The organism is Sporofaciens sp. JLR.KK001 (assembly GCF_036941055.1).
Lineage (GTDB): Bacteria > Bacillota > Clostridia > Lachnospirales > Lachnospiraceae > Sporofaciens.
Map to the genome: position 1 here is coordinate 95,407 of NZ_JAYMNO010000003.1, position 23,770 is coordinate 119,176.

General features: G+C 42.2%; 25 protein-coding genes and 5 pseudogenes. 16 read left to right on the forward strand and 14 right to left on the reverse strand.

Annotated elements, in window-relative coordinates:
• The first annotated feature begins 71 nt into the window (after positions 1-71).
• From VSQ62_RS30585 to VSQ62_RS30595, 3 pseudogenes are all read left to right on the forward strand, one after another.
• Positions 72-869 (forward strand): annotated as a pseudogene (locus VSQ62_RS30585) (MerR family transcriptional regulator).
• A pseudogene (locus VSQ62_RS30590) lies at positions 869-1,680 on the forward strand (ABC transporter ATP-binding protein). The pseudogenes VSQ62_RS30585 and VSQ62_RS30590 overlap by 1 nt, the downstream one beginning before the upstream one ends.
• Positions 1,677-1,949, forward strand: a pseudogene (locus VSQ62_RS30595) (ABC transporter permease); the annotation flags it as partial. The pseudogenes VSQ62_RS30590 and VSQ62_RS30595, both read left to right, overlap by 4 nt.
• Before the next feature lie 106 nt (positions 1,950-2,055).
• Here VSQ62_RS30595 and tnpA read toward each other — a convergent pair.
• Complete coding sequence (tnpA, locus tag VSQ62_RS30600; RefSeq protein WP_286145363.1) at positions 2,056-2,484, reverse strand: IS200/IS605 family transposase; 429 nt, start codon at positions 2,482-2,484, stop codon at positions 2,056-2,058.
• A gap of 488 nt (positions 2,485-2,972) precedes the next feature.
• Between tnpA and VSQ62_RS30605 the strand changes: the two genes are divergently transcribed.
• Together VSQ62_RS30605 and VSQ62_RS30610 are read left to right on the forward strand one after the other, a co-directional pair.
• Positions 2,973-3,299 carry a type II toxin-antitoxin system RelB/DinJ family antitoxin gene (locus VSQ62_RS30605; RefSeq protein ID WP_016220549.1) on the forward strand — a complete coding sequence of 109 codons (327 nt, stop codon included), beginning with the start codon at positions 2,973-2,975 and terminating at the stop codon, positions 3,297-3,299.
• Between the two features lie 3 nt (positions 3,300-3,302).
• Complete coding sequence (locus VSQ62_RS30610) at positions 3,303-3,686, forward strand: Fic/DOC family protein (RefSeq protein ID WP_016220550.1); 384 nt, start codon at positions 3,303-3,305, stop codon at positions 3,684-3,686.
• A gap of 214 nt (positions 3,687-3,900) precedes the next feature.
• On the opposite strand, the gene VSQ62_RS30615 is transcribed toward VSQ62_RS30610, so the two are convergent.
• Positions 3,901-4,812: a sensor histidine kinase gene (locus VSQ62_RS30615; RefSeq protein WP_334638609.1), complete on the reverse strand. Its 912-nt coding sequence runs from the start codon at positions 4,810-4,812 to the stop codon at positions 3,901-3,903.
• A gap of 326 nt (positions 4,813-5,138) precedes the next feature.
• Here VSQ62_RS30615 and VSQ62_RS30620 point away from each other — a divergent pair, with 326 nt between their 5' ends.
• Positions 5,139-6,323, forward strand: coding sequence for an AAA family ATPase (locus VSQ62_RS30620; RefSeq protein ID WP_016220552.1), 1,185 nt, complete (start codon positions 5,139-5,141; stop codon positions 6,321-6,323).
• Positions 6,311-6,934, forward strand: a complete 624-nt coding sequence (locus VSQ62_RS30625; protein WP_334638610.1) for an RloB family protein — start codon at positions 6,311-6,313, stop codon at positions 6,932-6,934. The genes VSQ62_RS30620 and VSQ62_RS30625 overlap by 13 nt, the downstream gene beginning before the upstream one ends.
• Before the next feature lie 263 nt (positions 6,935-7,197).
• Here VSQ62_RS30625 and VSQ62_RS30630 read toward each other — a convergent pair whose 3' ends face one another.
• The gene (locus VSQ62_RS30630) at positions 7,198-7,395 is read right to left on the reverse strand and encodes a hypothetical protein (protein ID WP_016220554.1); all 198 of its coding nucleotides are present in this window, start codon (positions 7,393-7,395) and stop codon (positions 7,198-7,200) included.
• A 336-nt stretch (positions 7,396-7,731) separates the two neighbouring features.
• On the opposite strand from VSQ62_RS30630, the gene VSQ62_RS30635 reads away from it, so the two are divergent.
• The 4 genes from VSQ62_RS30635 to VSQ62_RS30650 all read left to right on the forward strand — a co-directional run bounded on the left by VSQ62_RS30635 (position 7,732) and on the right by VSQ62_RS30650 (position 9,703).
• Positions 7,732-8,100, forward strand: coding sequence for a PBECR4 domain-containing protein (locus VSQ62_RS30635; protein WP_334638611.1), 369 nt, complete (start codon positions 7,732-7,734; stop codon positions 8,098-8,100).
• Entirely contained in the window at positions 8,069-8,158 is a 90-nt protein-coding gene (locus VSQ62_RS30640) for a DUF6718 family protein (RefSeq protein WP_334638734.1), read from the forward strand. Before VSQ62_RS30635 ends, VSQ62_RS30640 begins: the two co-directional genes overlap by 32 nt.
• Positions 8,159-8,248: 90 nt before the next feature.
• The gene (locus VSQ62_RS30645) at positions 8,249-9,355 is read left to right on the forward strand and encodes a tyrosine-type recombinase/integrase (protein WP_334638612.1); all 1,107 of its coding nucleotides are present in this window, start codon (positions 8,249-8,251) and stop codon (positions 9,353-9,355) included.
• 99 nt (positions 9,356-9,454) lie between these two features.
• A complete protein-coding gene (locus VSQ62_RS30650) occupies positions 9,455-9,703 on the forward strand; it encodes a hypothetical protein (protein WP_160282614.1) in 249 nt (82 codons plus the stop codon).
• A gap of 235 nt (positions 9,704-9,938) precedes the next feature.
• Here the strand turns inward: VSQ62_RS30650 and VSQ62_RS30655 are convergent, their stop codons facing one another.
• On the reverse strand, positions 9,939-10,574 hold the full coding sequence (locus tag VSQ62_RS30655) for a hypothetical protein (protein ID WP_334638613.1): 636 nt from the start codon (positions 10,572-10,574) through the stop codon (positions 9,939-9,941).
• A 243-nt stretch (positions 10,575-10,817) separates the two neighbouring features.
• On the opposite strand from VSQ62_RS30655, the gene VSQ62_RS30660 reads away from it, so the two are divergent.
• The gene (locus VSQ62_RS30660) at positions 10,818-10,940 is read left to right on the forward strand and encodes a hypothetical protein (protein WP_334638614.1); all 123 of its coding nucleotides are present in this window, start codon (positions 10,818-10,820) and stop codon (positions 10,938-10,940) included.
• 45 nt (positions 10,941-10,985) lie between these two features.
• Positions 10,986-12,050 carry a hypothetical protein gene (locus VSQ62_RS30665; RefSeq protein ID WP_334638615.1) on the forward strand — a complete coding sequence of 355 codons (1,065 nt, stop codon included), beginning with the start codon at positions 10,986-10,988 and terminating at the stop codon, positions 12,048-12,050.
• 172 nt (positions 12,051-12,222) lie between these two features.
• On the opposite strand, the gene VSQ62_RS30670 is transcribed toward VSQ62_RS30665, so the two are convergent.
• Positions 12,223-12,936 carry a hypothetical protein gene (locus tag VSQ62_RS30670; protein WP_334638616.1) on the reverse strand — a complete coding sequence of 238 codons (714 nt, stop codon included), beginning with the start codon at positions 12,934-12,936 and terminating at the stop codon, positions 12,223-12,225.
• Positions 12,937-13,508: 572 nt separating this feature from the next.
• Here VSQ62_RS30670 and VSQ62_RS30675 point away from each other — a divergent pair.
• Complete coding sequence (locus tag VSQ62_RS30675; RefSeq protein ID WP_125126797.1) at positions 13,509-13,877, forward strand: helix-turn-helix domain-containing protein; 369 nt, start codon at positions 13,509-13,511, stop codon at positions 13,875-13,877.
• Positions 13,878-13,946: 69 nt separating this feature from the next.
• Here the strand turns inward: VSQ62_RS30675 and VSQ62_RS30680 are convergent, their stop codons facing one another.
• Positions 13,947-14,876 carry an AraC family transcriptional regulator gene (locus tag VSQ62_RS30680; RefSeq protein WP_016220564.1) on the reverse strand — a complete coding sequence of 310 codons (930 nt, stop codon included), beginning with the start codon at positions 14,874-14,876 and terminating at the stop codon, positions 13,947-13,949.
• A 131-nt stretch (positions 14,877-15,007) separates the two neighbouring features.
• Complete coding sequence (locus VSQ62_RS30685) at positions 15,008-15,496, reverse strand: hypothetical protein (RefSeq protein ID WP_334638617.1); 489 nt, start codon at positions 15,494-15,496, stop codon at positions 15,008-15,010.
• A gap of 354 nt (positions 15,497-15,850) precedes the next feature.
• Here VSQ62_RS30685 and VSQ62_RS30690 point away from each other — a divergent pair.
• Together VSQ62_RS30690 and VSQ62_RS30695 are read left to right on the forward strand one after the other, a co-directional pair.
• A pseudogene (locus VSQ62_RS30690) lies at positions 15,851-17,026 on the forward strand (MFS transporter); the annotation flags it as partial.
• Between the two features lie 32 nt (positions 17,027-17,058).
• The gene (locus VSQ62_RS30695; RefSeq protein WP_305182905.1) at positions 17,059-18,057 is read left to right on the forward strand and encodes an alpha/beta fold hydrolase; all 999 of its coding nucleotides are present in this window, start codon (positions 17,059-17,061) and stop codon (positions 18,055-18,057) included.
• 48 nt (positions 18,058-18,105) lie between these two features.
• Here the strand turns inward: VSQ62_RS30695 and VSQ62_RS30700 are convergent, their stop codons facing one another.
• The 7 genes and pseudogenes from VSQ62_RS30700 to VSQ62_RS30730 all read right to left on the reverse strand — a co-directional run bounded on the left by VSQ62_RS30700 (position 18,106) and on the right by VSQ62_RS30730 (position 23,691).
• Entirely contained in the window at positions 18,106-20,259 is a 2,154-nt protein-coding gene (locus VSQ62_RS30700) for a penicillin-binding transpeptidase domain-containing protein (protein WP_334638618.1), read from the reverse strand.
• Positions 20,260-20,397: 138 nt separating this feature from the next.
• Positions 20,398-20,535 carry a winged helix-turn-helix domain-containing protein gene (locus VSQ62_RS30705; RefSeq protein ID WP_331496446.1) on the reverse strand — a complete coding sequence of 46 codons (138 nt, stop codon included), beginning with the start codon at positions 20,533-20,535 and terminating at the stop codon, positions 20,398-20,400.
• A gap of 18 nt (positions 20,536-20,553) precedes the next feature.
• A pseudogene (locus tag VSQ62_RS30710) lies at positions 20,554-20,928 on the reverse strand (GyrI-like domain-containing protein); the annotation flags it as partial.
• Positions 20,929-21,113: 185 nt separating this feature from the next.
• The gene (gene tsaA / locus VSQ62_RS30715; protein ID WP_016220572.1) at positions 21,114-21,587 is read right to left on the reverse strand and encodes a tRNA (N6-threonylcarbamoyladenosine(37)-N6)-methyltransferase TrmO; all 474 of its coding nucleotides are present in this window, start codon (positions 21,585-21,587) and stop codon (positions 21,114-21,116) included.
• 119 nt (positions 21,588-21,706) lie between these two features.
• Entirely contained in the window at positions 21,707-22,519 is an 813-nt protein-coding gene (locus VSQ62_RS30720) for a MerR family transcriptional regulator (protein ID WP_334638619.1), read from the reverse strand.
• A gap of 120 nt (positions 22,520-22,639) precedes the next feature.
• Entirely contained in the window at positions 22,640-23,191 is a 552-nt protein-coding gene (locus VSQ62_RS30725) for a DUF3795 domain-containing protein (RefSeq protein ID WP_016220574.1), read from the reverse strand.
• Positions 23,192-23,274: 83 nt separating this feature from the next.
• Positions 23,275-23,691 (reverse strand): pyridoxamine 5'-phosphate oxidase family protein, encoded by a 417-nt coding sequence (locus VSQ62_RS30730; RefSeq protein WP_334638620.1) that lies wholly within the window; start codon positions 23,689-23,691, stop codon positions 23,275-23,277.
• Positions 23,692-23,770 lie beyond the last annotated feature (79 nt).

Consider the following 23,770-nt stretch of genomic DNA (forward strand, 5'->3'; position numbering starts at 1 on the left):
AAATTTCCCAAAAATATCTTGCTTGTTACGTCGCGTAATGATTTATAATACGTTTCAGGAGGTAAAGGACTATGTCAAAATACAGGGCAATTCCAGACGGATATATGACAGTTGGTGAAGTTGCGAAGAAAGTATGAACAACTGTCCGAACTTTGCAATATTACGACAAAGAGGGATTACTCTCTCCATCAGCAGAAAGTGAGGGCGGGCGCAGGCTTTATACGGATAAAGATTTAGTTATACTTCATCAGATTTTGTCCTTGAAATCATTAGGATTTTCTTTGAATGATATAAAGCAACGCTTAATTCCTTTAGAAACACCGACTGATGTAGCAACTGCCCTTACCGAACAGGCAGATAGCATACGAGAGAAAATAGAACAGCTAACAGCTTCTTTGACAGCAATCGAACAGTTAAAGACAGAAGTGTTACAAATGCGGACAGTCAATTTTAAGAAATATGCAGATATTATTGTCAATCTGCAAATAAAAAATGACTCTTACTATCTTATTAAGCGTTTCGATGACGATATGCTTGACCATATACGTAATCAATTCGACAGAGAAAGTGGTTTAGATTTTATGGACAGATTTAATCGTTTGAGCGATGAAATTGTACAATTGCAAAAGGAAAATGTACTCCCCGAAAGTGAAAAGTGTCAGCAGATTGTAAAAGAATATTGGGGCCTGATTATGGAATTTACAAATGGCGATATGAGTATGCTGCCGAAATTGATGGAAATAGGAAATATTGATACTGCTGCAAATGCCTGGGAAGAAAGACAAAAAATTGTAAACGACTATTTAGAGCCAGCTTTGCAAGTTTACTTTTCAAAACTCGGAGTAAATCCGTTTGAGGAGGTGGAATGATGAACCGTGCAATACAAGTTAGTGAGTTAAGGAAAAGCTATGGCAGCCATATTGTTCTTAAGGGACTTAATTTTCAAATCGAAAAAGGAGAAGTATTTTCTCTGCTTGGCGTAAATGGAGCAGGAAAAACGACATCTCTGGAATGTATCGAGGGTTTGAAGAAATACGACAGCGGTACAATTATCGTAAATGGGAAAATGGGTATCCAGCTGCAATCATCATCTTTGCCCGTTCACATCAAACCTATGGAGGCTATAAAGCTGTTTGCAAAATGGAATAGGACAGAGATTGACTACTCTATGCTTCATACTCTTGGTATCAAAGAAATTGAGAAAAAGCAGTATGCCAGGCTGTCCACAGGGCAAAAAAGGCGTCTGCATCTTGCCCTTGCGCTTATCAGCAATCCAGATATTATTTTCCTCGATGAGCCGCGGGGCTAGATGCCCTGGGCAGACTTTCACTTCATGAGCAAATCCGAAAGCTCAAATCACAAGGAAAAACAATTGTTTTGGCAAGCCATGATATGGCGGAGGTAGAAGCCTTATGTGACCGTATTGCCATTTTAAATCACGGAAATATTGTTTTTTGCGGCACAGCTTCGGAACTTACAGACAAGGTTGGGAAAAAATATTTTATCCATATCAAAACACAGCAAGGGGAGAGGACTTTTGAAACGGACAATATAGAAGATAGTTTGATTGCTCTGCTTGGTGAGTTGAAAGAAAAGGGAACCCATGTGATAGATATTAAAGTTGACCGTGGCACACTGGAACAGCATTTTATGGAAATGACAAGGAGGGGATCAGAATGAGTGGGTTTTTATACGGCGTTGCGTTACAGTGGAAATTGGATATACGAAGCAAATCCTTGTTAGTCACCTGCTATGTCATTCCGCTTATATTTTTTCTTCTTATGGGCGGTATTTTCACTTCTGTTATGCCCGATATGAGATGTACGCTCATCCAATCTATGGTTGTAATGAGTGTTTCAATGGGGGCGTTTATTGGATTGCCACCATCGCTGATTGAAACATATGGAAGCGATATAAACAAAGTTTATAAAGCAAACGGAGTGCCTGTCTAATCACCAACCCCCACTTCAAGTGGGGGTTTGAAAAACGCCCCCAAGGGCTCTGTTACTGCTCGCCTAAAAGGCGGGTGTCGCAAGCGTATATTACTTGCTGCCGCTAAAAAGCGGCTCCTTCACTTTCTTCTTTCCGGGATTCTTCTGACTGTTCCCGGATGTATTTCTTTATGGCATCCTCTGTTACATTTCCTACTGTTGCCACATAATACCCTCTTGCCCAAAATGCCTTATTCCACTTACTTTGTTGTTCCGGATGCCTGTCATATATCATCAGCGTACTCTTCCCCTTCAGGTATCCCATAAAATTTGAAATGCTTATCTTGGGCGGAATGCTCACGCACATATGCACATGATCGGCACACACTGCGCCTTCTATAATTTCTACTCCTTTGTATTTGCATAAGGTACTTAATATCTCCCGTACATCGTATTTCAACTGACCGAATAATTTCTTTTTTCGATATTTTGGTATGAATACAATATGATACTGGCATTTCCATCTCGTGTGTGATAAACTTTTACTGTCCATTTGGACCGCCTCCTATTCTTGAGATTGGCTTGCGACACCTTTCTCATTTTAACATAGGAGGCTTTTTTATAATATCCTCTTCGTCACAACCTACTCTATTCTCCCCAGCATAGCTGGGGGATTAGCGATTTCATTTAGGTCTTGTTACAATGTTTCTTTCCGCATTTATACATTTGATGATTTCCTGTGCTGTGATAGTGCTGCTGGCTCCCGTGCTATTTGAAGCAGTTTTACCAGCACAACTTCCGATTTTCTTTTTTGCACTTGCCATATACATTATTGTGTCATTAAGCATTGGAAGTATTTTAGGATTGATTATAAAAAAAGATGCCTGCCTTTTTTGCTTCATGTCTGTATACGGGCAGGAATAAGAAACGGATGGATATTATTTGAAATTGTTGTCAGTGTGGGGCGTGGAGAGCACCCGAAGCTTTTTCTGCTTTACAATGTAATGACAATGTTGTATAATAGCTGTAGGAGGGATGATTATGGCAAACACATCATTACTGCAGGTGCGGACTTCTGCAGAGGATAAGGAAAAGGCATCCGCAATACTGGAAAAGCTGGGGACGAACCTGTCAGCAGTTGTAAATATGCTCATCAAGCAGATAATTATCACGGAAGGGATTCCGTTTGAGGTAAAGATGGGCCGTCCTGTGTATTCGGCAGAAGAGGCGGTAGACGAAGTGAGGGCGACAATGGCGTTTGAAAACATGGATCTGACAAAAGAGGATGTCCGGATGCTGTATGCTTATAAGAATGGTGATGTTTCGGGTGATGACCTGCGCCGGGAAATTCTGGGAGGTGCAAAGTAGCGTATGCCGGATGAGTTATACTGCTACCTTGATATTGCAAAGGGGAATATGTTCTGCAATGCCATGTTTCTTTTCGGGCAGGCGGAGGAGATTTTTGGGAAGCTGAAAGCGGAGAATTATCTGCATGGGCTGGAAGAGGATGGCTTTGCCATCCGGTTGGCATATTATTTTTCAGAAATCAATGCCCTGCATCCGTTCCGGGAAGGCAACGGCCGGAGCCAGAGGGAATTCATCCGTTGCCTGGCGCTGCATAATGGATATGTGATAAATTTCGTGAATGCGGACAAGGATGAAATGCTGGAGGCGAGCAGGGAGTCTTTCCTCTGTGAGTATGGAGCAATGGAGAGACTGTTCAGAAAATGCCTCAAAAAACAAGTAATAACATGAAATATCAGTGAAATGTATAGACCGCCGCTAGGTTTTGCGGTTCATGCCTAATCTTGGGCAAGAACCTTCATTGCCATATGCGGCGGTCTCGTATGTGTATATCAAGTTCCGTTATTACTGGGAAGTGGTACGGCAATCATTTTTCTTGGCAGGCTTCCCTTTGAAGCGAGGTAATACGATTTACCAGTTACAAGGAGAAAGGGATTGATCTATTTCAGAAACCGATTCTAAGATAAAATCCAATATGAAGCAGATTTTCATCACGTATGGCAAATACTTCCCCCTGCATTTTTTCTACGCGGAGTTTTACGATGGACAATCCCAGGCCGGTAGACTGGTTGCGTTCTTGGCGTTCCACATAAAACCGTTGGAATACTTTGTAAGGATCCAGCCTTGAATCTTCGGCAATTGGATTTTGGACACAGATGCAGATGAAGTCTCCTGGTGCATGGATATGTGGGAGACGCACAGGCATATCTGTATCTTTTGTGATGGAAACCACCACTTCTCCAACAGAATACTGCAGACAGTTTTTCAGGAGATTCTGCATCACCCGCTTAAGCAGTTCTTCCTCCGCCAGGCCTTTGTAGATGGCACCGGGGCTTAAGCGCATTGTGAGACCCTTTTCCTCGAACATGGGTATAAAATCTGTCATAATGTTAGCAATCAGGTTGGTTACATTTAATATTTTCAGCTGCGGCTCCTGCTCCTGATTCATCAAATAGGAGTATTCAAAAAACTGCCTGATCCGCTGCTCTAATTCGTCCGTATGCCGGAAACAGACGGACAGATATTTTTTACCCGTATCATCAGTCTCACAGCGCTCCAATAGCTGCAGATATCCTCTCAGGACGGTCAGAGGAGTCCGAAGATCGTGGGAAATATTGGTAATCAAATCTTTATATTCGTTTTCATTCCTTTTTTGAAGCTGTCGGAACTCCTCGTCCTGTCTGAATATCTGATTTAAAGCTGCAGTCATTGCCTTCAGGTCGTTATCCTGCATTTCCAGTGCAAGCGGCTTTTTGACCGGGTCGCTGATTCGAGATTCCAGCTGACGCCTGAGGCTTCGCAGCTGCAATTTCAAACCTGCAAAATAAATGATAATTTTGTTCTTTCGCTTACACATGATTAACTCCTAAAATAAAATAAGCATCCGCTTATACATCTTCAATGACCTAACGATGTGTAACGAATGCTTTCGCTTATCTACCCGGTGGCAGATTACCATTTATTTAACTTTGGAAAGTACAGCACAGCAAAACAAAGAAATCAATATTTTCATAAAGTATTGGAGTTGAAGGAGACATATGGTTTTTTAACTGAAGAATCCATCGGGCCCTTAGGGGAGAATTTATTTGAGAAAATCGCTTATTTCCTGCAAAAATTACAAATAAAACTTGACTAAAAAAGGAACAATGATACAATGGAAACAAAGCCTAAGGAGGAAACTTTATGTTATTGCAGTTTTCTGTGACAAACCACAGGTCAATAAAAGATACAGCAACTATTAGTATGAAGGCATCTAAGGACAGTTCTATGAAGAATAGTCTCATTTCGCCAGATAAAAAAAAGGAATTAGTTCCGGTTATGGCATTATATGGGGCTAATGCAGCGGGTAAGAGCAATGTTCTCCACGCACTTCTTTTGATGAAAGAGATGATCTGTGGCAATTATGCAAAATTGCTGAAAGGAGAAAACCTGCCGCAAGAGCCGTTTGCGTTTATGGACACAAGCCTGGAACCGACCAGTTTTGAGATTATCTATTTTTATAAGGGGATTAAATATGCATACGGTTATTCCTTCAACCAATCTGGTATTTTGACGGAATATCTTTATCACTGGCCAAAGGGTCGGGAGGCACTCGTATTTTCCAGAGAAAAAGATACTTTTGAATTCCGTGAGAATATTCAAGAGCAAATGACACTGGCAAGCAGGACGGCGGAAAATCGCCTGTATTTGGTCAGTTCCAATGAATGGAATTGTGCCCAGACTGAAAAAGCGTATCAATGGTTTTTTGAAAAACTAAAGGGAATTACTGGCAGCGCAGAAGCTTTGGATATTACTTTATCGGCAATTCAAAAAGGCGGAAGAAAGAAGCAGCTTATCCTAAGGGAGATGCTGTATGCAGATCTTGGGATTAAAGATGTACGGGTAATTGGTTCTAAAGAAAATTCAGAGATTGAGGCTGTACACAGATTGGTTAGCGAGGAGGGAATAGAGACAGAATATTCTCTACGCATGGGGCAGGAGTCCATAGGAACGCAGAAGTTTTTTTCGCGGATTGGGATGTGGATGGAAGCTTTACAAAATGGTTCTGTGCTGGTGGTAGATGAGATTGAGTCTAGTATGCATCCATTACTTACCCGGCATCTGATTGAAATGGTTCAGGATGCAGCAGTAAACACTAGCCATGCGCAACTGATTTTTACCACACATGATACGGGATTCCTGGATCTTACTCTTTTAAGGCGTGATCAGATTTGGTTTGTAGAAAAAGACGAAAAGTCAATGGAGACGGATGTTTACGCCCTGACAGATTTTTCCCCAAGGAAGGGTGAAAACATTTCCAAAGGGTATCTGCAGGGACGATACGGAGCGATTCCATTTATCGGAGGTGAGGTTCCATGGGAAGAATAAAGGAAATAAGCCGCAAATCTGCTTATCGGAGAAAACGCAATCCTGTAGTATACCTGATTTGTGAAGGGACAGAAACAGAGATTCGATATTTTAAGCGATTCAGAAGCCGTGGATTCCATATCGATATTATACCGATTCCATCACAATACAAAGCTGCAGACCGCCTTGTCCAAAAGGTTAGGTCAACGATAGGGACAAATCCATACTATCCGGATGAGGGAGATATGATTTGGTGCGTGTTTGACCGTGACGAGAACTCCGACGGGTCATTGCAGAAAGCAAAGCAGACAGCGATGAGAGAAGGATATCGACTTGCATATTCCAATCCGTCATTTGAGTTGTGGTTTCTTCTTCATTTTGTAAACCAAAAAGCAGAAATTGCAGATTGTCAATCGGTGATAAGAATGTTGAAGCAGACAGGACGTCTGGAGCGCTACGAAAAAAGTCAGGATGTATATGATCAGTTGAAACCTTTACAGGAAAGCGCTATTCGATATGCAAAAGAGCGTGTCCGCACTTTGAAAGAGGAAAAATTGGAGATTATTTGCAGGCAAAGTAATCCGGTGACAACAGTAGCAGATTTGGTGGAGTATTTAAATAGTAGGAGATGACAGTATAAAAGAGTACTTACCAAAAAAGCCACGGCGCAGGGGGATAATCTGATAAATCCGGTATTAATTATAAATTATATCAGCAAAATGAAGCGATGGGAAATATGGGTAATTCTCCATCGCTTCTTGTGTATAAGTAAGCATGAATTTGTAAAGATATTTCATTGATTTTGGCAGACAGTGAAAAGGTACAATTATACGCCAATATCCGGTTCATCGCTGTTTTGTATTTGCTGTATAACATTTATTTTCACAGCAAATTCCTAAACTACAGAGGAATCCTCCGTATAATTATTTTCAAGCAAGAGCCAGATGGTGTGAGAATAGCTGGTAATGGCAGTCTCGTAGTTTCTCAGTGCAGTCATGAGATTGGCGAGGGTACAGTACGAATAAATGAGCTGATGCGCATTTTCCGGAAGCATTTTCTGATATATGTCAAATGCTTCTTTTAAAGGTTCCATTGTCTTGTCTCCGTTTCCTTCCAATAAATAAGTATGAAAGCTTTGCGGCATAAGAAGATGTCAAAAGGGCATAAAATCCCCCTCCCCGCGAAAAGAGCAGGAAAGCAGTTGACAATGCGGCAGGGGCATGATAGATTATAGGTAATGAAAAGCTTCTGTGCTTTTGCGGCGATAGAGAGGAGCTACCCGTCCCGACTTTGCGGGCAATAGAAATACAAAGGTCGTCTCTGCCTATGGAATTATCATAGGACTGCTCCCAGAATTGCAATTCAAAAAAGAAATGTAATGCCTGAGTCTAACCGCTCAGGCAGTTTCTTTTTACGGAAGGATGAAAAAATGCGGACACTTTTGCAAATTTTTCGGGATACGAAAGAGGTGCTGTGTGAGTATGACTATTATATCCACACACAGAAGCGTATCCTCCACCTTACAAATTCAGAGATTAAGATACCGCATTTAATGGGAATGCAGTATCTTGGAAAGCCAAATCAGTTCACTGGAGACTTCGGCGCCTATGCGATAAAAAAGCAGCGTGTCACAATAGAATCGTTGGAAAAGCTGGTGCGGAAATACTATAAGACGGAGGAAAAACAGCGCAGGATGCTTGAAATGATCCATAGGAAATTGGATAACCTTGCGGAATTAGGGGAGATGTTTTCGTCTTATAGTTACGATCAGCCGTCCATCGGCATATGGAGAATATGAGCCATATCAATTTATTGACACAGAGAAGGAATTTGAGAAAGCAGTAAAAAAATTATAATCAAAAGATATTGTGACAGTATACCATATTATTGCGTGAAATGCAGATTTTACGCAATAATATGGGTGAAAGAGAATAGAGGATTATTTTATGAGTGAATATACGGATACTGTACGAACACAGAATATACTGGCTTTGAGGGCGTTGCTGAAGCAAATGCCTCCTTTTTGTACGGATTATTTTAGGGGAATTGCTTCGTCAACATCTCCAAGGACACAGACTGGGTATTGCCGGGATATCTATACCTTTTTACAATTTGTTGTTATGAGAAATCCCATATACAGAGATTCCGAAATTAAGGATATTCCCCTTAAAGTCCTTGAGGAAATGACGCCGGCGGATATCGACGAATATCTGGAACATCTTAACTACTATATATTTGAAGGAACTGAATATAGAAACGGTGAATCTGCAAAAGCACGGAAACTGTCTGCCCTTAGTAATATGTACAGCTTCTTTAATAAACGGCAGATTGTTTCAAATAATCCCTTAAATGCCATTGAACGGCCCAAAGTTCATGATAAAGTAATCATTACACTGGATCAGGAACAGATATTTGATTTAATGGATGCAGTCGAAAGCCCGACTAATATGACAGACCGCCAGAAAAAGTTTCATAATCTTACCATGGCTCGTGACCGTGCTATTTTAACATCATTTTTGGGGACCGGAATGCGAGTATCAGAATTGGCCGGATTGGATGTTACAGATGTAGATTTTAATAATCAGACGTTCCGTGTGATCCGGAAAGGCGGAAATGAAGCATACATATACTTTGGAGATGATGTCCGGGACGCCCTCTGCTACTATTTGGGTATTCAGGAAGAACCAGAAAATACGAACGAAGAGATAAAACAACTATCCCCCAGGGATGCCCTATTGAAAGGCAATGATGAAGAGAAAGCATTATTTCTCTCGCTTAGAGGGAATCGTATGGCGGTCCGCAGTATCGAGGTTATGGTAAAAAAATACTGTACAATGATAAATACAAATAAGAAAATTACCCCTCATAAGCTTCGGAGTACATATGGAACAGCTTTATATAAAGAAACTGGAGATATTTATCTGGTAGCGGATGTTCTTGGGCATAAAGATGTAAATACTACCAAAAAGCATTATGCCGAGATGACCAATGATAATCGGAAACGTGCGGCAAATATTGTCCCTTTGAAAAAAACACATGAGAAAAGCACATAAAAAGAGGGTGGAATTTTAAAGATTACCATGTTATGATACATATAATATAAAGTATTAACACTATAAATGCAAATCATAATTCAGAAAGGATGTGGTTTAATGACCGTACAGCAACAGGTATGTGCACGCATTATTAACATGTCAGATGAAGGCGCTGCTTTTATTGAGCAAGTAATAAATAATATGAATCCTGTTTTTTTTATAGGAAAAAATAATTTAAAATCTACTACAGAGGCGATAGATGTATCAAAAAGAATCGGCGTTGGAAAGGGAATTATTGAAGAGCCAACTGATTTTGATAAATGGGACGAGGAAATTGCTGATTTATTTGAGGATATAAAAAAATGAATTATCTAGCAGACACACATATTTTAATTTGGGCAATAACAGATAGTCCTAAATTATCCAAAAAAGCAAGAGAAATATTGTTATCGGAAAATAATAATATTTATTATAGTTTTTCCAATGTATGGGAAATAGCAATTAAACATTCTCTTCACAAATCAAATATAACCTTTTCTTCTCAACGTTTTGAAGAAATGTGTAAATTAGCGGGATATTCATTTCTTGAAACAAAATGTAATCATGCGTTGGTTAATTTTTCATCAACGGCATTTTTAAATATAATTTTTACCTTTTCTTCTGCAAAAAACAGTTTGGTAAAATCATGTTCGATATCGAAGTCTGTCTGCGCTTTTATGGATATATCTTGGGCAATAACAAACTCGTCTTCTGTTAAGCGTTCCTTCATTTCAGATAAAAAAGGCAGATTGGATGCACCCTCATTATGCAAAATAAAGTTATCTTCCTGAACCGGTGCCTTATCCTCTGCTGATTCCACTGTCTGGATTTCCGGCTTTGCAGATTCTGCTGCAAACGCCGTCATACTTGAATGAAGTATTGTTGTGCAGCAGATTAAGAATGCCAGGGTTCCTGACATAATTCTTTGTTTTCTAATCATCGTTTTCCTCCTGATATAATAATGAAAAGGCAGGGAATATCCCTGCTCGGCTAGCCCTGCGGCTAAATAAATTTTTAAGTGCGGGAAATCTGCCTTTTTGTTTCTCTCCTCCTTTCTCCTGCAAGCCCCAAAAAAGCCAAAGGCAGACTGCTTCTTGATACCTGTTTCCAGGAATTGTACAAAAAGCCTTCCGCACTTTGGCTCGCTAAAAAAATATATCCTTATTATATAGAAAGAAACATGCTCTTTCAAATCCACAAAACGCCATATACTGCCAAATACATATTACAGCTGTCCTTCGAGGAAAACATATCTGATATTAAGACAACTTATCTGTTCCCCTGCCTTTCTCTTTTATTCTGTTGCCCATTCCATGTTTTGCGACATCTTCTCCTTATTCTTTCATTGAGCATTCCGGAGGGCTCTGTTAAGCTATGGGTATACGATATTGGATTTCAAAAGGACTTCCGACAAAATAATACAATAAGGAGAGAAATACAGATGAAAAAAGGATTATATGTCCCGGCATGCCACAAATATATCAGGAAAAGAGATGGTACTCCCGACCAGCAGCGCATATTCAACGTTGCAAAGTCTGCATTTAAAGCAAAATATCCTAATTAGAAATTAGAAGATAGGGAACTGATCAGTTTCTTAAAGGCGAACCATGTGATTCCGGAAGAAACGAAAGGGGAAGACTTGAATACGGAGCATCCGGAACTTTGTTTTACGATTATCTCCCAATATAAATGTAATTCAACCTGTCAATTATGTGCCTATTCTCCGCTCTTTAAAAACCAGTGGGAAATGCAGGAATCCATATTAATTGGTTATGCCCTGAGAAGCTGGAATAATTTACAGGCTCTCTTAGAATCCGGTCTTACCTGCCGCCACTTCCGGGCAATGATTCCCGTATCGGAAAAATCATCCGTCTCAGTAATACCTTTAAATCGGCTGGCTTTTGAATATATGGAAAAGGTGCCAAAATCACAATCGGATATGTTGTCCATCTCCGAAAATATCATCCATACCTTGAAACAGAATAATAAAAATAAGCTCTCTGCAGATGATTTTAAAATTGCAAAAAAATACCTTGATAATCTCTTCCTAAGTAATTATCATGCTTTGCCGCCGGAAAAGATTGAAAACATTTTGAAAAAATGCTTTCAGCTGCATTTCCGACCGGCTCCTGAGCCTTCAACACAACAGGAAAAACAGGAAGAAATTATGGAAGAAAGCCCTCTGCGCCTGGAGGGCCTGCTAGCAGGGAAATCTCTGACAACAGCGGGAAACAGAAATCCTCTGCAAGAAACTGCCAGTAAGAAAAAAATAACAGATGATAAGCGTGAAAAGGCAGTTCACACCTGCTATACGAAAGATATTTCATCTGTACTGATAAAACCAATTTCCGCTGCAGCTATGGAACGCCCTCCCCATATATGGCAGATAACCTATAAAGAGCTTCAAGATTTTCCGGCAGTAAACCTGGATACAGCAGACAAATGGCAGATGAGATTGTTTCTTGAAAAACTGCTAATGACGCCCTTGCTCCCTATGGAAACCTTGATAGATAATAAGGGTTCGTCATGGGTGCTTCTCTATGTTCAAGGCAAATTTTTTTATTATTCCAGCAGCAATCTGACCATATTAGATACCATACTGCCCTATATTGAAAAAAGTGCTTTCCGCAAAATCATTTGTTACGAGCCTTATCAATTGTATGAATACTTTTAAAAATGTGTGGCAGTGCCTTGATTAATGTAAGGTGGCAGTGAGAAAAAATAGCGGGGAAGAGCAAATAATGTTATATGTATACTTCATACTATAACATAAATGTAATACAAAAATCAGGATAACTGACCGTTTTGAGACATCTGGACAGCTCCTGATTTTTATATTTCTCCTACTATTTTAATTCATCGTAGACAAAACCGGCAATCAGTCCTTTTCTAATCGCTGAATCCTCTCTGCTCATACATATTTTATATGCCTCTTGATTGTCCATCCTATCTCTTTTCCATTCAAAATGACCCATTTCATACACAAAATACTCATCCTGACTCGTAGTAACCAGGAGCCTGCCACCATTTTTCAGCAGCATATAGAGATTCTGCATGATGAATTCCCGGTATGGATGGTAACACTGCTCATCAAAATATCTCAGTGAATATACCACTTCTATTTTGTCAGCATTCTCATCCCTGCAAAGCTTTAGAGCTGTTCCCTTTTTGGGCAAATCCTCAATAGACTCCGACATCCTCCTGAGAATATATAAGTGTTCCTTCGTCTCCTGATCCAAAATCTTATTATAGTTCGCTACTTCCCGAACAGTCTCAACCTCTTTCATAACGCGGATAATCCAAAAATCCTTTAAATCTTCTCCAGCCCAGTTCCATACATAAGGCTCTATTGTTTTCCAAAAGTCCATAATATCAAAGTAATGCTCATTGGGTTGTGCTGCCTTTTCATCTTTAAAAAAGAACTGAAGACATTCCTCTTCCTCTGTCTCCTTCCTCAGTACGCTTGAAAAAAAAGCATCAACAGATTCAATCGCATTTCTTACGCTGTTAAAATCCGTTTCTCCACCTAATTTACCAGTAAATCTTCCCGTCAAATCCATATTAATGTCTCCTGTACCTTTCATATCTGCGCCACAAATTGGTTGAAATTATATCAGATACCAATATACGATTCCAGCAGTTCCTGCTAATTACCATTATTTACCATATAAAAAGCAAAATTTTCTTTCCATCTATTTCTTTCCGGATATTTCTTTCGGCAAGTTGCAAAAAACACCTCAGACACAGGTAAATACGGCAATCCCCGCTATTTAGCTTAATTAAACATATCTATATTTTTACATCACGATTTCCTATCATTCCGCCAACTGCAAACATATATCTGTCTTTTTATATGGTATACCTTTATATGAATACTTTCAATAAAAAATATAAAATATCTCTTATTTTCGGAACCTCATGGATAGATTTTATTGTTTTACTGCTTAAATAGCCCTTGTAAAATTATTACTGCTTATTTGCCTGTCATCTGCAAATTAAATTCCATGAATAAAATGTATTCTGTGATAGAACTATAACTCATAGAATGATTAACTTTATAATTTTATTATAATATAGTTTTACAAAGGTTACAATGTACAGAAATACTTATATCAAAGGAGTACCCCCATCCATGGAGCTTAATTTTAAAGCCATAGGTAAGAGAATCAAAATAGCAAGACTTAAAACCGATCTGACTCAGGAAATTATGGCAGAAAAGATAGGAGTTACACCTCAGCATGTCAGCAATATTGAAACCGGTAATTCCAGCGTCAGCCTGACAACGCTTATTGCTATAGCAAATCTTCTAAAAGTGTCGGTCGATGAGTTGATATGTGATACGGTATTGAAAACTAAATATGTATTTAGCAAAGAAGCAAATGAAATCTTTAGAGATTGTAATGAATATGAGATACGCGTTTTGGTAGAAATACTGAAAGCGGCGAAATATTCCATGCGTGATGTGAAAATGTTTGAGGCCAGAATAAAAAATAATGAATAAAATCGAAACAAAGCCGACAGTAGGGAACTCCCTGCCTGTCGGCTTTGCTTATACCTCATCTTCCCAAATTTATTTTTCCTTTTCAGGCAGCAACGGTTTCACCCAGATTTCCATATACGCCATATCTTCTGCATCCCGGAAATACTTTTCTACCGAAAATGGTTCTGTAGTGAGGTTGTGCCGAGGCAGCCATGTGCTGAATAGATATTTGTTTGCCTGGTCAAGCTTCACCGTTACCAAGTCTTCAAAATTCTCCGCCTCGATTCTGCTGACAATATATTTGCCCGGCAGAAGTTCCTGCTTTACGAATCCCTCCGGCAGCTGCTCCGGCATTTTCTGGATCATTCCGCCCGCAAAATAATTGAACACCCCTTGTGCGAAATTTCCCATATGGGACATCCCTATTTCCACCCTGCCGTTGAGATTCGCTGCAAGCAGTTCTTTTTTCGCATGATACTGTTTCCAAAGCTGTCCTGGCACATCTATGCCGGTGCTTTCACCGACGGGTATTTGTCTGGAAATTTCAACTTCTGCTTCAAAGCCAAGATAAATTTCCGGTTTTTCCAACGTCTTTCTTTGGATCTCCAGGACGATACCGCCCACCACCAGCGGAACCCCTTCGTCCACCAGTACATAATTCATAGAAATTTCCGGCTTTTCAAAAGTATTAAGCATCGGTAAGGTCTTCCTGTATTCCTCCGGCGTAATCCCATATGTCTCCTTGAAAGCCCTAGTAAAATTTGCATGGCTTGAAAAGCCGTAGTCCAAAGCAATATCCAGAATCCTTCGGTCCGTATCCTTTAACCCCTCAACCACTTTTGCCAAACGGCGGAGTTTCGCATACTCCTGGACCGGTTTTCTGACCAGACGTTTAAACAGACGCTGATAATAAAATTGGGACAAGCCAACCATATCGGCAAGCTCCTCTGTAGAGATTTCTCCTGATAAATGTTCCTCGATATAATTCAATGACTGGTCTATAGTTTCCCATGCGTGCATTGCGGCACCTCCTTTATTTGATGCTCAAATCATACCACACTGTTTTTTATCAGGCTTTTCACCCTATGCCCTTTTTCATCACAGCTCCCACATACAATATTGCATGATGTCAGATATCAGTCCTGTTCTGCTCAAAGTTCCCGCAAATCTATGCGGTTATTCTTTCGATACATCAGACATGTTATCCCCAGAAGCAGCACACACAGAACAGCCCGATATCCCCCGGAATATCCTTCCGGAACCAGACAGGCGCCCGCGCCGCCAAGGATTGCAAGGACAGCCCCGCCCATGCCGCCAAGTACGGCTGAAGCGCTCTGTTTGACCACGCTTACCTCATTCTCCCAATCCAGAACCGGGAAATGCAGATTAACGGTAATCCCGTATACACAGGCAAACAGCAGGATCACCGCCGGAATCACCATCATCCAGAAGCTATCCTGTAATCCCGGCTTTAATGCAAGGAGCAGGAAAACCTCCGACACAAGGTAAAAAGGCAGAATCAGGATCAGATTCATCAAAAGCTTTGCGTCCAGGACTGTCCGTGCCGGCAGCGGCAGGCTTTTGGCAAGCCACCACTCCTTCCCTTCCATGGAAACAGATGTGGCTGCAGTTGTCATCATACAAAAAGTGCCTGCCTGAATATTCTAATGCTTGAGAGCCACCAATTTAAAGCTTCGGAGCCACTTGTAATTTAATGTTTGAGGGTCATCTAAGAATACTAGATATAGTATGTGCTATTTTATACCGCTTATTATATTGTTCCAGAATTGCTTTAGAACTGCAAGGGTAAATGCACTGCATTGCAGCCCTTGCAGTTCTAAAGCAATTCTGGTGTAGGGTAATCAAGCGGTTAAGGATAACCTTACTATGCCCGTGGTGTTACTACATATTGTGGTGGCTCTCAAGCATTAAAATATACAAAATCGGTGGCTCCGAAACTTTAAAACAGTGGCTCTCAAGCATTAGAATAATCATTTACGGTAATCGGGGGCATTACTACCTTCGGACGGCTTTTTGACGCATTCACAGATCCGTTGATCGCATCGCTTTCAGACCGCTGTACCTCTGAAAATGGCCGGCGAATCCCATTTTTGAAATGGGCGGCCCTGCCTCTTTCTCTGTCTACCATACTGATATTCTGGTCCCCGGTCAACAGGAACAGTTGGGCCAATGCCATTTTCCTGTTCGTAATGGTACTGGTATATTATCTGTCAATTACAGCTTACTGTACACCGTATAATGCCCTGATTCCGGAGTTGGGGCACAACCAGCAGGAACGCTTAAATATTTCCACTGTAATTTCTTTTACTTTTATTGCAGGAACCGCAGTCGCCTATCTGGCGCCGGTCATCTGGGGAACTCTGATCCCGGTATTTGGCCGTGTAGGTGCTATCCGCACAACATTCACAATTATGGCTGTCATCGCATTTTTCTGTATGCAGATACCGGTCTGGTCCATACGCGAAAAAGAATATGTCAATACCGTCCCTTCACAGGATACTGCGTTTTCTTCTCTTGTTTCCACATTCCGCAACGGAGAATTCCGGAAATTCGTAGGTTCAGACATCCTGTACTGGATTGCCATTACCATGTTCCAGACAGGCCTTCCGTTTTTCGTCACCAGCCTGCTGAAGCTTCCGGAAACAATGACCACGCTCTATTTTGTAGGCATGACGGCATTGTCACTGATATTTTATATCCCAATCAATAAGCTGGCGCCGAAGCTTGGCAAGAAAAAACTGATAGTTGTGGCATTTGTAATCTTTTCGTTATCCTATCTTTATACCGGATTCCTTGGAAGGATCTCGTTTATTTCCGCCAATGCGCAGGGCCTGCTCCTTATGATTGCGGCTTCGTTGCCCATGGCGGTCTTTGGAATCCTTCCGCAGGCAGTAGTCGCCGACATTGCCCAGAGCGATGCGAAGCGCAGCGGCAGCAACCGGGAAGGCATGTTCTATGCCGCAAGGACTTTTGCCTTTAAGCTGGGCCAGAGCCTCTCTATGCTCCTGTTTACAGCGGTTTCTACAATTGGGAATGCATCGGGGACTGGATACCGTATTGCAGCATTTTCAGCCGCATGCTTCTGCTTTTTAGGTGGAATTGTATTCCTGTTTTATGATGAAAACAAAATCAACCAGGATATACGGTAACTGTGCAAATGGTTACAAAGGAGATTCATAAAATGGATAAAAGAACAATTCATAATCTGATCATACCGGCAGAAAAATATGCGGAAAGGATGGAGTCGATGGTTCTGCCCTATCTTGCAGAGAGGAAAACTGAAAATTACTGTGAGCGGGAAAAGGGAAAAAAGATTTTTTACCTGCGCTGCCTTGCAGACCATCCGCAGGGGATTGTCATCCTGTCCCACGGCTATACGGAGACAACCGATAAGCATCTGGAAAATATCTATTACTTTCTCCGCGGCGGGTATCATGTCTTCATGCCGGAACACTGCGGACACGGCCGCAGCTACAGATTATGCAGTAATACTGAAGATTTTTCTCTGGTACATATTGATGACTATAAAAGATATGTAGAGGACCTGCTCTTCGTAAGCCGCATTGCGGCACAGGAATTTCCCGGCCTTCCCATATGCCTGTACGGCCACTCTATGGGCGGCGGAATCGCCGCATGTGCAGCCGCGCAGGATCCCCGGCTCTATTCCAGGCTTATCCTCTCTTCACCAATGATACGCCCAAACACTGCTCCGACCCCCTGGCCATTGGCATGCCTCGTTGCAAAGGTGTTCTGTATGGCCGGCAGGGAAGAACGCTATCTGCCGGGAAACCACCCTTATGATGGAACGGAGCAATATGCCGACAGTGCGTCCGCTTCTCAATGCAGATTCCTGTATTATCAGGAAAAACGCAGCAAGGAGCCGTTATTTCAGATGAACGCAGCCTCCTATGGGTGGCTTTGGCAGGCGCACCGGTTAAACCGTAATCTTCAAAAGAAAGCATGGCATCGGATTTCCTGCCCCACAAGGATTTTTCAGGCAGAAAACGAGACCTATGTTTCTAAAAAGGAACAGGAACGGTTTGTGAAAAAATTATGCAGAAGGAAACGTATAGATGCAAAGCTTATCCGGGTAAAGGGGAGTAAGCACGAAATCTTCAATTCCGATCCTAAAACCTTAGAAGCGTATTGGGATAAAATTTTATCATATTTCAAAGCATAACAAGCCGCCCCCATTTATGCGGAAGTTTTAGAACGGACAGTAAACCACCTACTGTCCGCTCCCCCAATATGCATCCAGCGCGTTCCTGTCTTTACTGACTACATACCCGCTGCCGCCGATTTCTTTTACATTCTCCACCATACTCACGATCAGCAGTGAATCCTCCGCGTCCTTTTCTGCGGTAAATACGGCGAACCAGCCGATCTCTGTCCCTTCGGTGTCCTCCACAGATGCCTTGATCTCTGCTGTCCCGGTTTTTCCGGCCAGCACGATGTCCTCACGATGTGCCGCATAGCCGGTTCCTTCCGGGTTGTTCACCACCTTTTTCATGCCTTCCAGAACCTGCGCTGCAGTTTCCACCGAAAAAATCTGCGGAAGCCAGATTTCAGCACCGGTATTGCTGCCCGCGTCCATGTCAGCTTCATCTTCATATACCAGCCGCGGCTTCAATGCATTTCCCCCATTACAGAACGCTGTATACAAGCCGGCCATATGCAGTGGGTTGACCAGGATCTGCCCCTGGCCATAGCCGCTGTCCGCAAGCTGAATCTCCGATTCGATATGCTCCGTATTGGAATACTGTGATGGGGGCATCACGATCTCGAAGGGAATCTGCTCCCCAAACCCCATGATGTTCAGCTCTCGTTCCAATACATCTGCACCAATCCCCAGCGCCGCTTTTGCAAAGTAAATATTATCCGAATAGATCAGAGCATTTTCCATGGTCACAGGCTCATACGCATGAAGCGTCGTTATATAATAGTCTCCCCAGGTAGCGTCCTTCTGCCAGCTCAGCCCCTCATTTCCAAAGTCCTCCTGCCAATCGACCGCACCTGTTTTCAAACCGATGGACGCAATGACCGGCTTTAACGTAGACCCGGGACACCAGATCTGCCGGAAACGGTTCAGCAACGGTTTTCGTTCATCCTCATTGAGGGCATTCCACCGGGCATCAGACAGACCCAGGATAAATTCATTGCTGTCAAAGGAGGGTGTACTGACCAGTGCCAGTACCTCTCCCGAGCAGGGATCCATCGCAACGGAGCAGCCTGGATCTTCCTGGAACTGCTGATACAAAGCTTCCTGGAGCTGCGTGTCGATGGTCAGCCGGACGTCCTGCCCGTTTTTCACCGGGAGATTGGCCAGTACAGATTTTTTGCTGCCATCCTCCCTTTCTATATAAATGCTGCATCCGTCCTGCCCCTTCAATTCCTTTTCAAACAGTGCTTCCAGGCCGCTTTTGCCGATCACGCTGTTTTCGTTGTAACCCTCCCCCGCATGCTCCTCCAGATCCTCGGCGGTCACATTTCTTACATAGCCGGTCAGATGCCCGGCTGCAGCACCGAATGGATATGTCCGCACCTCCACGTCGCTGATCATGACACCCGGGATGGCAAGCAGTACATCTTGCCGTGCTTTCTCCGCAAGCACATCTTCCTTCGGATCCAGCGCCATCAGATCAAGCTCACTGACCTTCGGAACCGTTTTGAGCGGAACGAAGGAATCCTCCGTCACCCAGGCTGCGTCCAGACAGTTCCGGATTGTTTCCGGATCCATGTCCAACAGCCTGGATAACTGATGTAAGGCATTTTCCCGATCCTCCAGCCTTCCAGGTACGAGTCCCACTGATGAGGCGGTTCCAGGCCCGGCAAGCATCCGTTCATTCCGATCCAATATTTTCCCCCGCTCTGCCGGGCTTGATTCGATACGCACCTTGTCTTCGGAAGCCAGTTCCGGGAAGATCAGGCCGTCATGCCAAATGATTTTATATCCATCCTCCGTATCTGTAAATTGCATTTCGTTTTCAAACCGGAGATTACCGGCAAGGGTGTCAAAGGACATCTGGTAAGCTACGCTATCCTGTTCCCTGCTATTATTTCTGTCATTTTCCAGAACCTCGACCCGGACATTTTCAATCTCTATTCCCTCATAAATGGCAGAATTCCGTTTTATAAAAGCTTCCTTGTCCGTATATGCGGAATGGGCCGGATCCGTCATCCGGTACATTTCCTCATAATTATGCTGCCCAATCTGTTCCATATATCTGACAAGAAGCTCTTCCGGCGTCTCCCGGCCGCTGCCCCTCATGAAATAAACAATCCCGCAGACTGCTGCAAATGCTGCGGTTACAGACAGGACAGCCGCAACGATGTGGATACGCTTTTTATTCCTTTTGTAAGGCTGCCTCCTTTTCCTTTCCATATCTGCCTCCATCCTCCTGAAAATATTCCACCTGTACGGTTGGATGTTCCATTGCGTCTGTAGATACAATACCTTTTATTTCATATATCTTACACCTGTAGTATTTATGTGTCAAGAAAATCAGAACTCATTATTTGTTCAACCAACGCCAACAACGCTTTTGATGTAGTCCGGGGAATCCGGCGTGATTTTCAGTTTCTTCCGCAGATTGCTTACATGGTTATTGACTGTCTTACAAAAGTAACTTCTTTCCTTTTGAATAGAGCGAATTCCAATCCATCCCTATTTTCCTCCTTAGCTTTTATTTTTCAGCGACAGGGGCTTAACCCAAATTTCCATGTAGGCCATATCCTCCGCATCTCTGTAATACTTCTCTGCAGAGAAGGGCTCTGTGGCCAGACTGTGGTGCTGCAACCATGTACCAAAAAGGTACTTGCTGGCCTGATCCAAAGCTACCGTCACCAAATTCTCAAAATTTTCTGCTTCGACTCTGCAAACGATGTATTCTCCTGCCGAGAGTTCTCTCTTAACAAAACCATCTTGCAGCCGGTCCGGAATATTTTGGACAAGGCCGCCTGCAAAATAAGTGAAAAGGTTTTGTGCAGTACCTTCCGCATGGGACATTCCCATTTCAACAGTAGTATTTAGATTGGCTGCGATTGAAATTCTGTTTCTTCAAAACAGAAGATAGCTACTCTCGCCAGCGCTTCTGTCATAAGTCGGTTGCCTTGATAGGCAGTAGAAAGGCGAAATGCTACTTTTGCCATGCGGCCATTTTCAATGAGATACACCCACATATCCCCGATGACTTAGGCTTATTCTGCGCATAATCCTGTAATTTCATAAGCCACCTCTTAAAATTTGAATACCTGTCCCCAATCAAAATAGCCGGACTCTTCTGTACTTTTCGGCCATTCGCTGCACCATACGGGAACACCAGGCGTTTCAACTCGGTCAAAACTCGGAGTGTAGGGCTTGATGTCAAGCACGGGCGTATTGTCATTTGCGTCAATGAATGTAACACGAATCATGCCGTTACTGAAATCAATGTTAATAATTTCGGACGCTGTTAATGCAATAGGATTCGGACGCGCAGGAGATCGTGTTGCAAATACACCCATGACTTCGGGCGCACCTTTATAGGGCTGTTCTGTCTGTAATTCATTCCGGTCTGCGTCGTTGTCGCAATCGCTGAACCACCAAAGGACATTGATGTGGCTGAAGCCCTCTAAGGCTTGCAGTCCGGGAATGTACTCCGGCTCTAACTGAATAAATGTTCCATTTTCATCATTTTTTACTTTGCCAATAGCTTTTAATTGATAGGTCATATTTTTCCTCCTTGCTTTTGTTGGTAAAACCAGTATAAGACCTCACATCATGTGAGATGCAATAGGGAAAAATAAAAAACGCCCTACATTTTTAGCAGGACATTTCAAAGTCTATACAATCATGCGTGTTCCAGCGGAATCTGAAGCTCAATCAAATATTTTTCAGAGTTATTCTCATTCCACGGACCTCTATGCACGATTTGGCGCATCGGGTTAGACATTTTGTATTCGCTGTTTGTCTGCAACCATTCGGCAAAGGTAAGGTAGGCACCTTTTATATTTGCAAAATCGCCATAAACCATTGTGCAAGCCATATACGGGACTGGTTCTGTCATGTGGAAACAAAACGGCTCTTTTGTCTTTCCCATTTTCTTTACCGGGGCGCATAGCTCAATATCAACATCTGTCTCTCGAAATTCTGTATCGTAATAAATGGAAAATGTATTGCCCGTTATTTCTATTTTTTGCGCACCTGTAAAAGTAGAAAGTTCTTTCCATAAGTCGCCCTCGGAATAGTAGTTTGGTACAATTTTCCGCAAGGATAGCACCTGATACGCGGGGATCGACTTAACGAAGATGTTATAGTGCAGTTCTCCTTTACCACCCTGTATTTCACTTTTTGCAAGTTCGATCTTCCGCAGTTTTTCTCGTTCGGTCTGTATTGCATTTTCTATCTCTATGCGCTTTTTGTCAAGTTGTGCAAGAAGTGATTGCTCGTCCATCGTCAGGGCAAGCGCAATTTCCGAAACATTTAGTCCACTATCCCGCAAATACAGAATCTTATTTAGACGCGGTATTTGCTTTACTGAATACAGTCGGTGTCCCGTCCACTTGTCAACCTCTGCCGGTGTCAGAAGTCCTACCTCGTCATAGTAGCGAAGCATACGAATAGATACCTGCACCAGCTTTGAAAATTCACCTATTCTAAACATTTTATCACCACCTATCTATCATTATATCCATAGTTTTTGATACTTCAAACAGAAATTCGCATTAAGTAATATAGATTTATTTTGGCTAACTGATAGTGATGTGGCGCTTTTTCAAATACATTATCTCTTTTTCTTGTGTAGCTTTAAATCAATATTTTTCGTTGCCGCTGCATCCTGTAGTAATCCAGCAACAAAAGCGCTTTTTTCTTTGAGCGTCAGTGTTTCCATATCAGGTTGACGGTCGATTTCTTTAAGTACCGTTTGCAGTTCTTGCAACTCCAGCAGGTTGACGGCTACGCAAAAGAGTGTCTTTTTACGGCCATCATTATATTGGGATAGGAAAATCCCCAGAATGTTGGCCTTTTCCGCCTGCTCTGCATTATAAGCGTCTATTCCAAGGCGTTTGGCCTTTTCCATATCGGATTTTCGATTTCGATGTGTTATAAAGGAATCAAAATCGTCAATATGATCGTATTTTTCGCAAGGGTATTCGCTGCATTGGAAACAGTATTGGACACTGTCGTGCTCCATGCTGCACCTTGCGATTTTACAAGACTGGTTCCCCTCACCGCCACCGCAGCCAGGACAATATTGATTCAAAAACATGGGGCAAAGCCCACAATTCAAACCGCAGAGGGAAAATAATTTGTTTTGCCGGTTAAATCCTTTCATGGAGCCTCCTTAAGCAGCCTACCTGCAAACGGTTAGGATAAGCTTTAATAATACTTGACCTAACACAGTAGGAAATTTGAAAATTAAAACTCATATCTTGTACCATGCGAGAGCAACAGGCCATCTGTCAATTCCACACGCAGAATGATGGTGTTTTCATCGTTAAAATCAGTATGACCGTTATCAATCCATTCAGCAAAGACTTTTTTCAGCTTTTCAGCAATTACACAATTCTCTTTTTTCCCGAAATAACCCAGACAGACGCCGTTCCCGTGTGCTGTAAACCACTCGCCGGCGATTGCAACAACAGGGTTATCTTTTATATGCTTCATTTTATTTGAGAGTGCATGGGTAATGACATAAAATGCTCCATTTTCGTAATAGGCATTGACGTATCGCACATAAGGCGTTGCATTTTCCGTTGTTGCTAATGATATAATCGTATCTTTCCCGAAACGCTCAATCATGACCTGTTCTGCTTCTTGACTAAATTCTTTCATTGAATTATTCTCCCTTCAAATTACATTTTCCATATCTATTCAAAGTCCTGACAAACTGGAATGATAGACTTTACTTGCT

What these genes read in the sequence shown, in the direction of transcription:
- VSQ62_RS30610 (WP_016220550.1), top strand. Translation starts at nt 3,303, where the DNA reads ATGCCGGATGAGTTATACTGCTACCTTGATATTGCAAAGGGGAATATG.
- VSQ62_RS30625 (WP_334638610.1), top strand. Translation starts at nt 6,311, where the DNA reads ATGGGAAGAATAAAGGAAATAAGCCGCAAATCTGCTTATCGGAGAAAA.
- VSQ62_RS30620 (WP_016220552.1), top strand. Translation starts at nt 5,139, where the DNA reads ATGTTATTGCAGTTTTCTGTGACAAACCACAGGTCAATAAAAGATACA.
- tsaA (WP_016220572.1), bottom strand. Translation starts at nt 21,587, where the DNA reads ATGACCTATCAATTAAAAGCTATTGGCAAAGTAAAAAATGATGAAAAT.
- VSQ62_RS30695 (WP_305182905.1), top strand. Translation starts at nt 17,059, where the DNA reads ATGGATAAAAGAACAATTCATAATCTGATCATACCGGCAGAAAAATAT.
- VSQ62_RS30675 (WP_125126797.1), top strand. Translation starts at nt 13,509, where the DNA reads ATGGAGCTTAATTTTAAAGCCATAGGTAAGAGAATCAAAATAGCAAGA.
- VSQ62_RS30660 (WP_334638614.1), top strand. Translation starts at nt 10,818, where the DNA reads ATGAAAAAAGGATTATATGTCCCGGCATGCCACAAATATATCAGGAAA.
- VSQ62_RS30630 (WP_016220554.1), bottom strand. Translation starts at nt 7,395, where the DNA reads ATGGAACCTTTAAAAGAAGCATTTGACATATATCAGAAAATGCTTCCG.
- VSQ62_RS30680 (WP_016220564.1), bottom strand. Translation starts at nt 14,876, where the DNA reads ATGCACGCATGGGAAACTATAGACCAGTCATTGAATTATATCGAGGAA.
- VSQ62_RS30670 (WP_334638616.1), bottom strand. Translation starts at nt 12,936, where the DNA reads ATGGATTTGACGGGAAGATTTACTGGTAAATTAGGTGGAGAAACGGAT.
- VSQ62_RS30615 (WP_334638609.1), bottom strand. Translation starts at nt 4,812, where the DNA reads ATGTGTAAGCGAAAGAACAAAATTATCATTTATTTTGCAGGTTTGAAA.
- VSQ62_RS30725 (WP_016220574.1), bottom strand. Translation starts at nt 23,191, where the DNA reads ATGAAAGGATTTAACCGGCAAAACAAATTATTTTCCCTCTGCGGTTTG.
- tnpA (WP_286145363.1), bottom strand. Translation starts at nt 2,484, where the DNA reads ATGGACAGTAAAAGTTTATCACACACGAGATGGAAATGCCAGTATCAT.
- VSQ62_RS30605 (WP_016220549.1), top strand. Translation starts at nt 2,973, where the DNA reads ATGGCAAACACATCATTACTGCAGGTGCGGACTTCTGCAGAGGATAAG.
- VSQ62_RS30730 (WP_334638620.1), bottom strand. Translation starts at nt 23,691, where the DNA reads ATGAAAGAATTTAGTCAAGAAGCAGAACAGGTCATGATTGAGCGTTTC.
- VSQ62_RS30635 (WP_334638611.1), top strand. Translation starts at nt 7,732, where the DNA reads ATGCGGACACTTTTGCAAATTTTTCGGGATACGAAAGAGGTGCTGTGT.
- VSQ62_RS30700 (WP_334638618.1), bottom strand. Translation starts at nt 20,259, where the DNA reads ATGGAAAGGAAAAGGAGGCAGCCTTACAAAAGGAATAAAAAGCGTATC.
- VSQ62_RS30720 (WP_334638619.1), bottom strand. Translation starts at nt 22,519, where the DNA reads ATGTTTAGAATAGGTGAATTTTCAAAGCTGGTGCAGGTATCTATTCGT.
- VSQ62_RS30685 (WP_334638617.1), bottom strand. Translation starts at nt 15,496, where the DNA reads ATGATGACAACTGCAGCCACATCTGTTTCCATGGAAGGGAAGGAGTGG.
- VSQ62_RS30645 (WP_334638612.1), top strand. Translation starts at nt 8,249, where the DNA reads ATGAGTGAATATACGGATACTGTACGAACACAGAATATACTGGCTTTG.
- VSQ62_RS30650 (WP_160282614.1), top strand. Translation starts at nt 9,455, where the DNA reads ATGACCGTACAGCAACAGGTATGTGCACGCATTATTAACATGTCAGAT.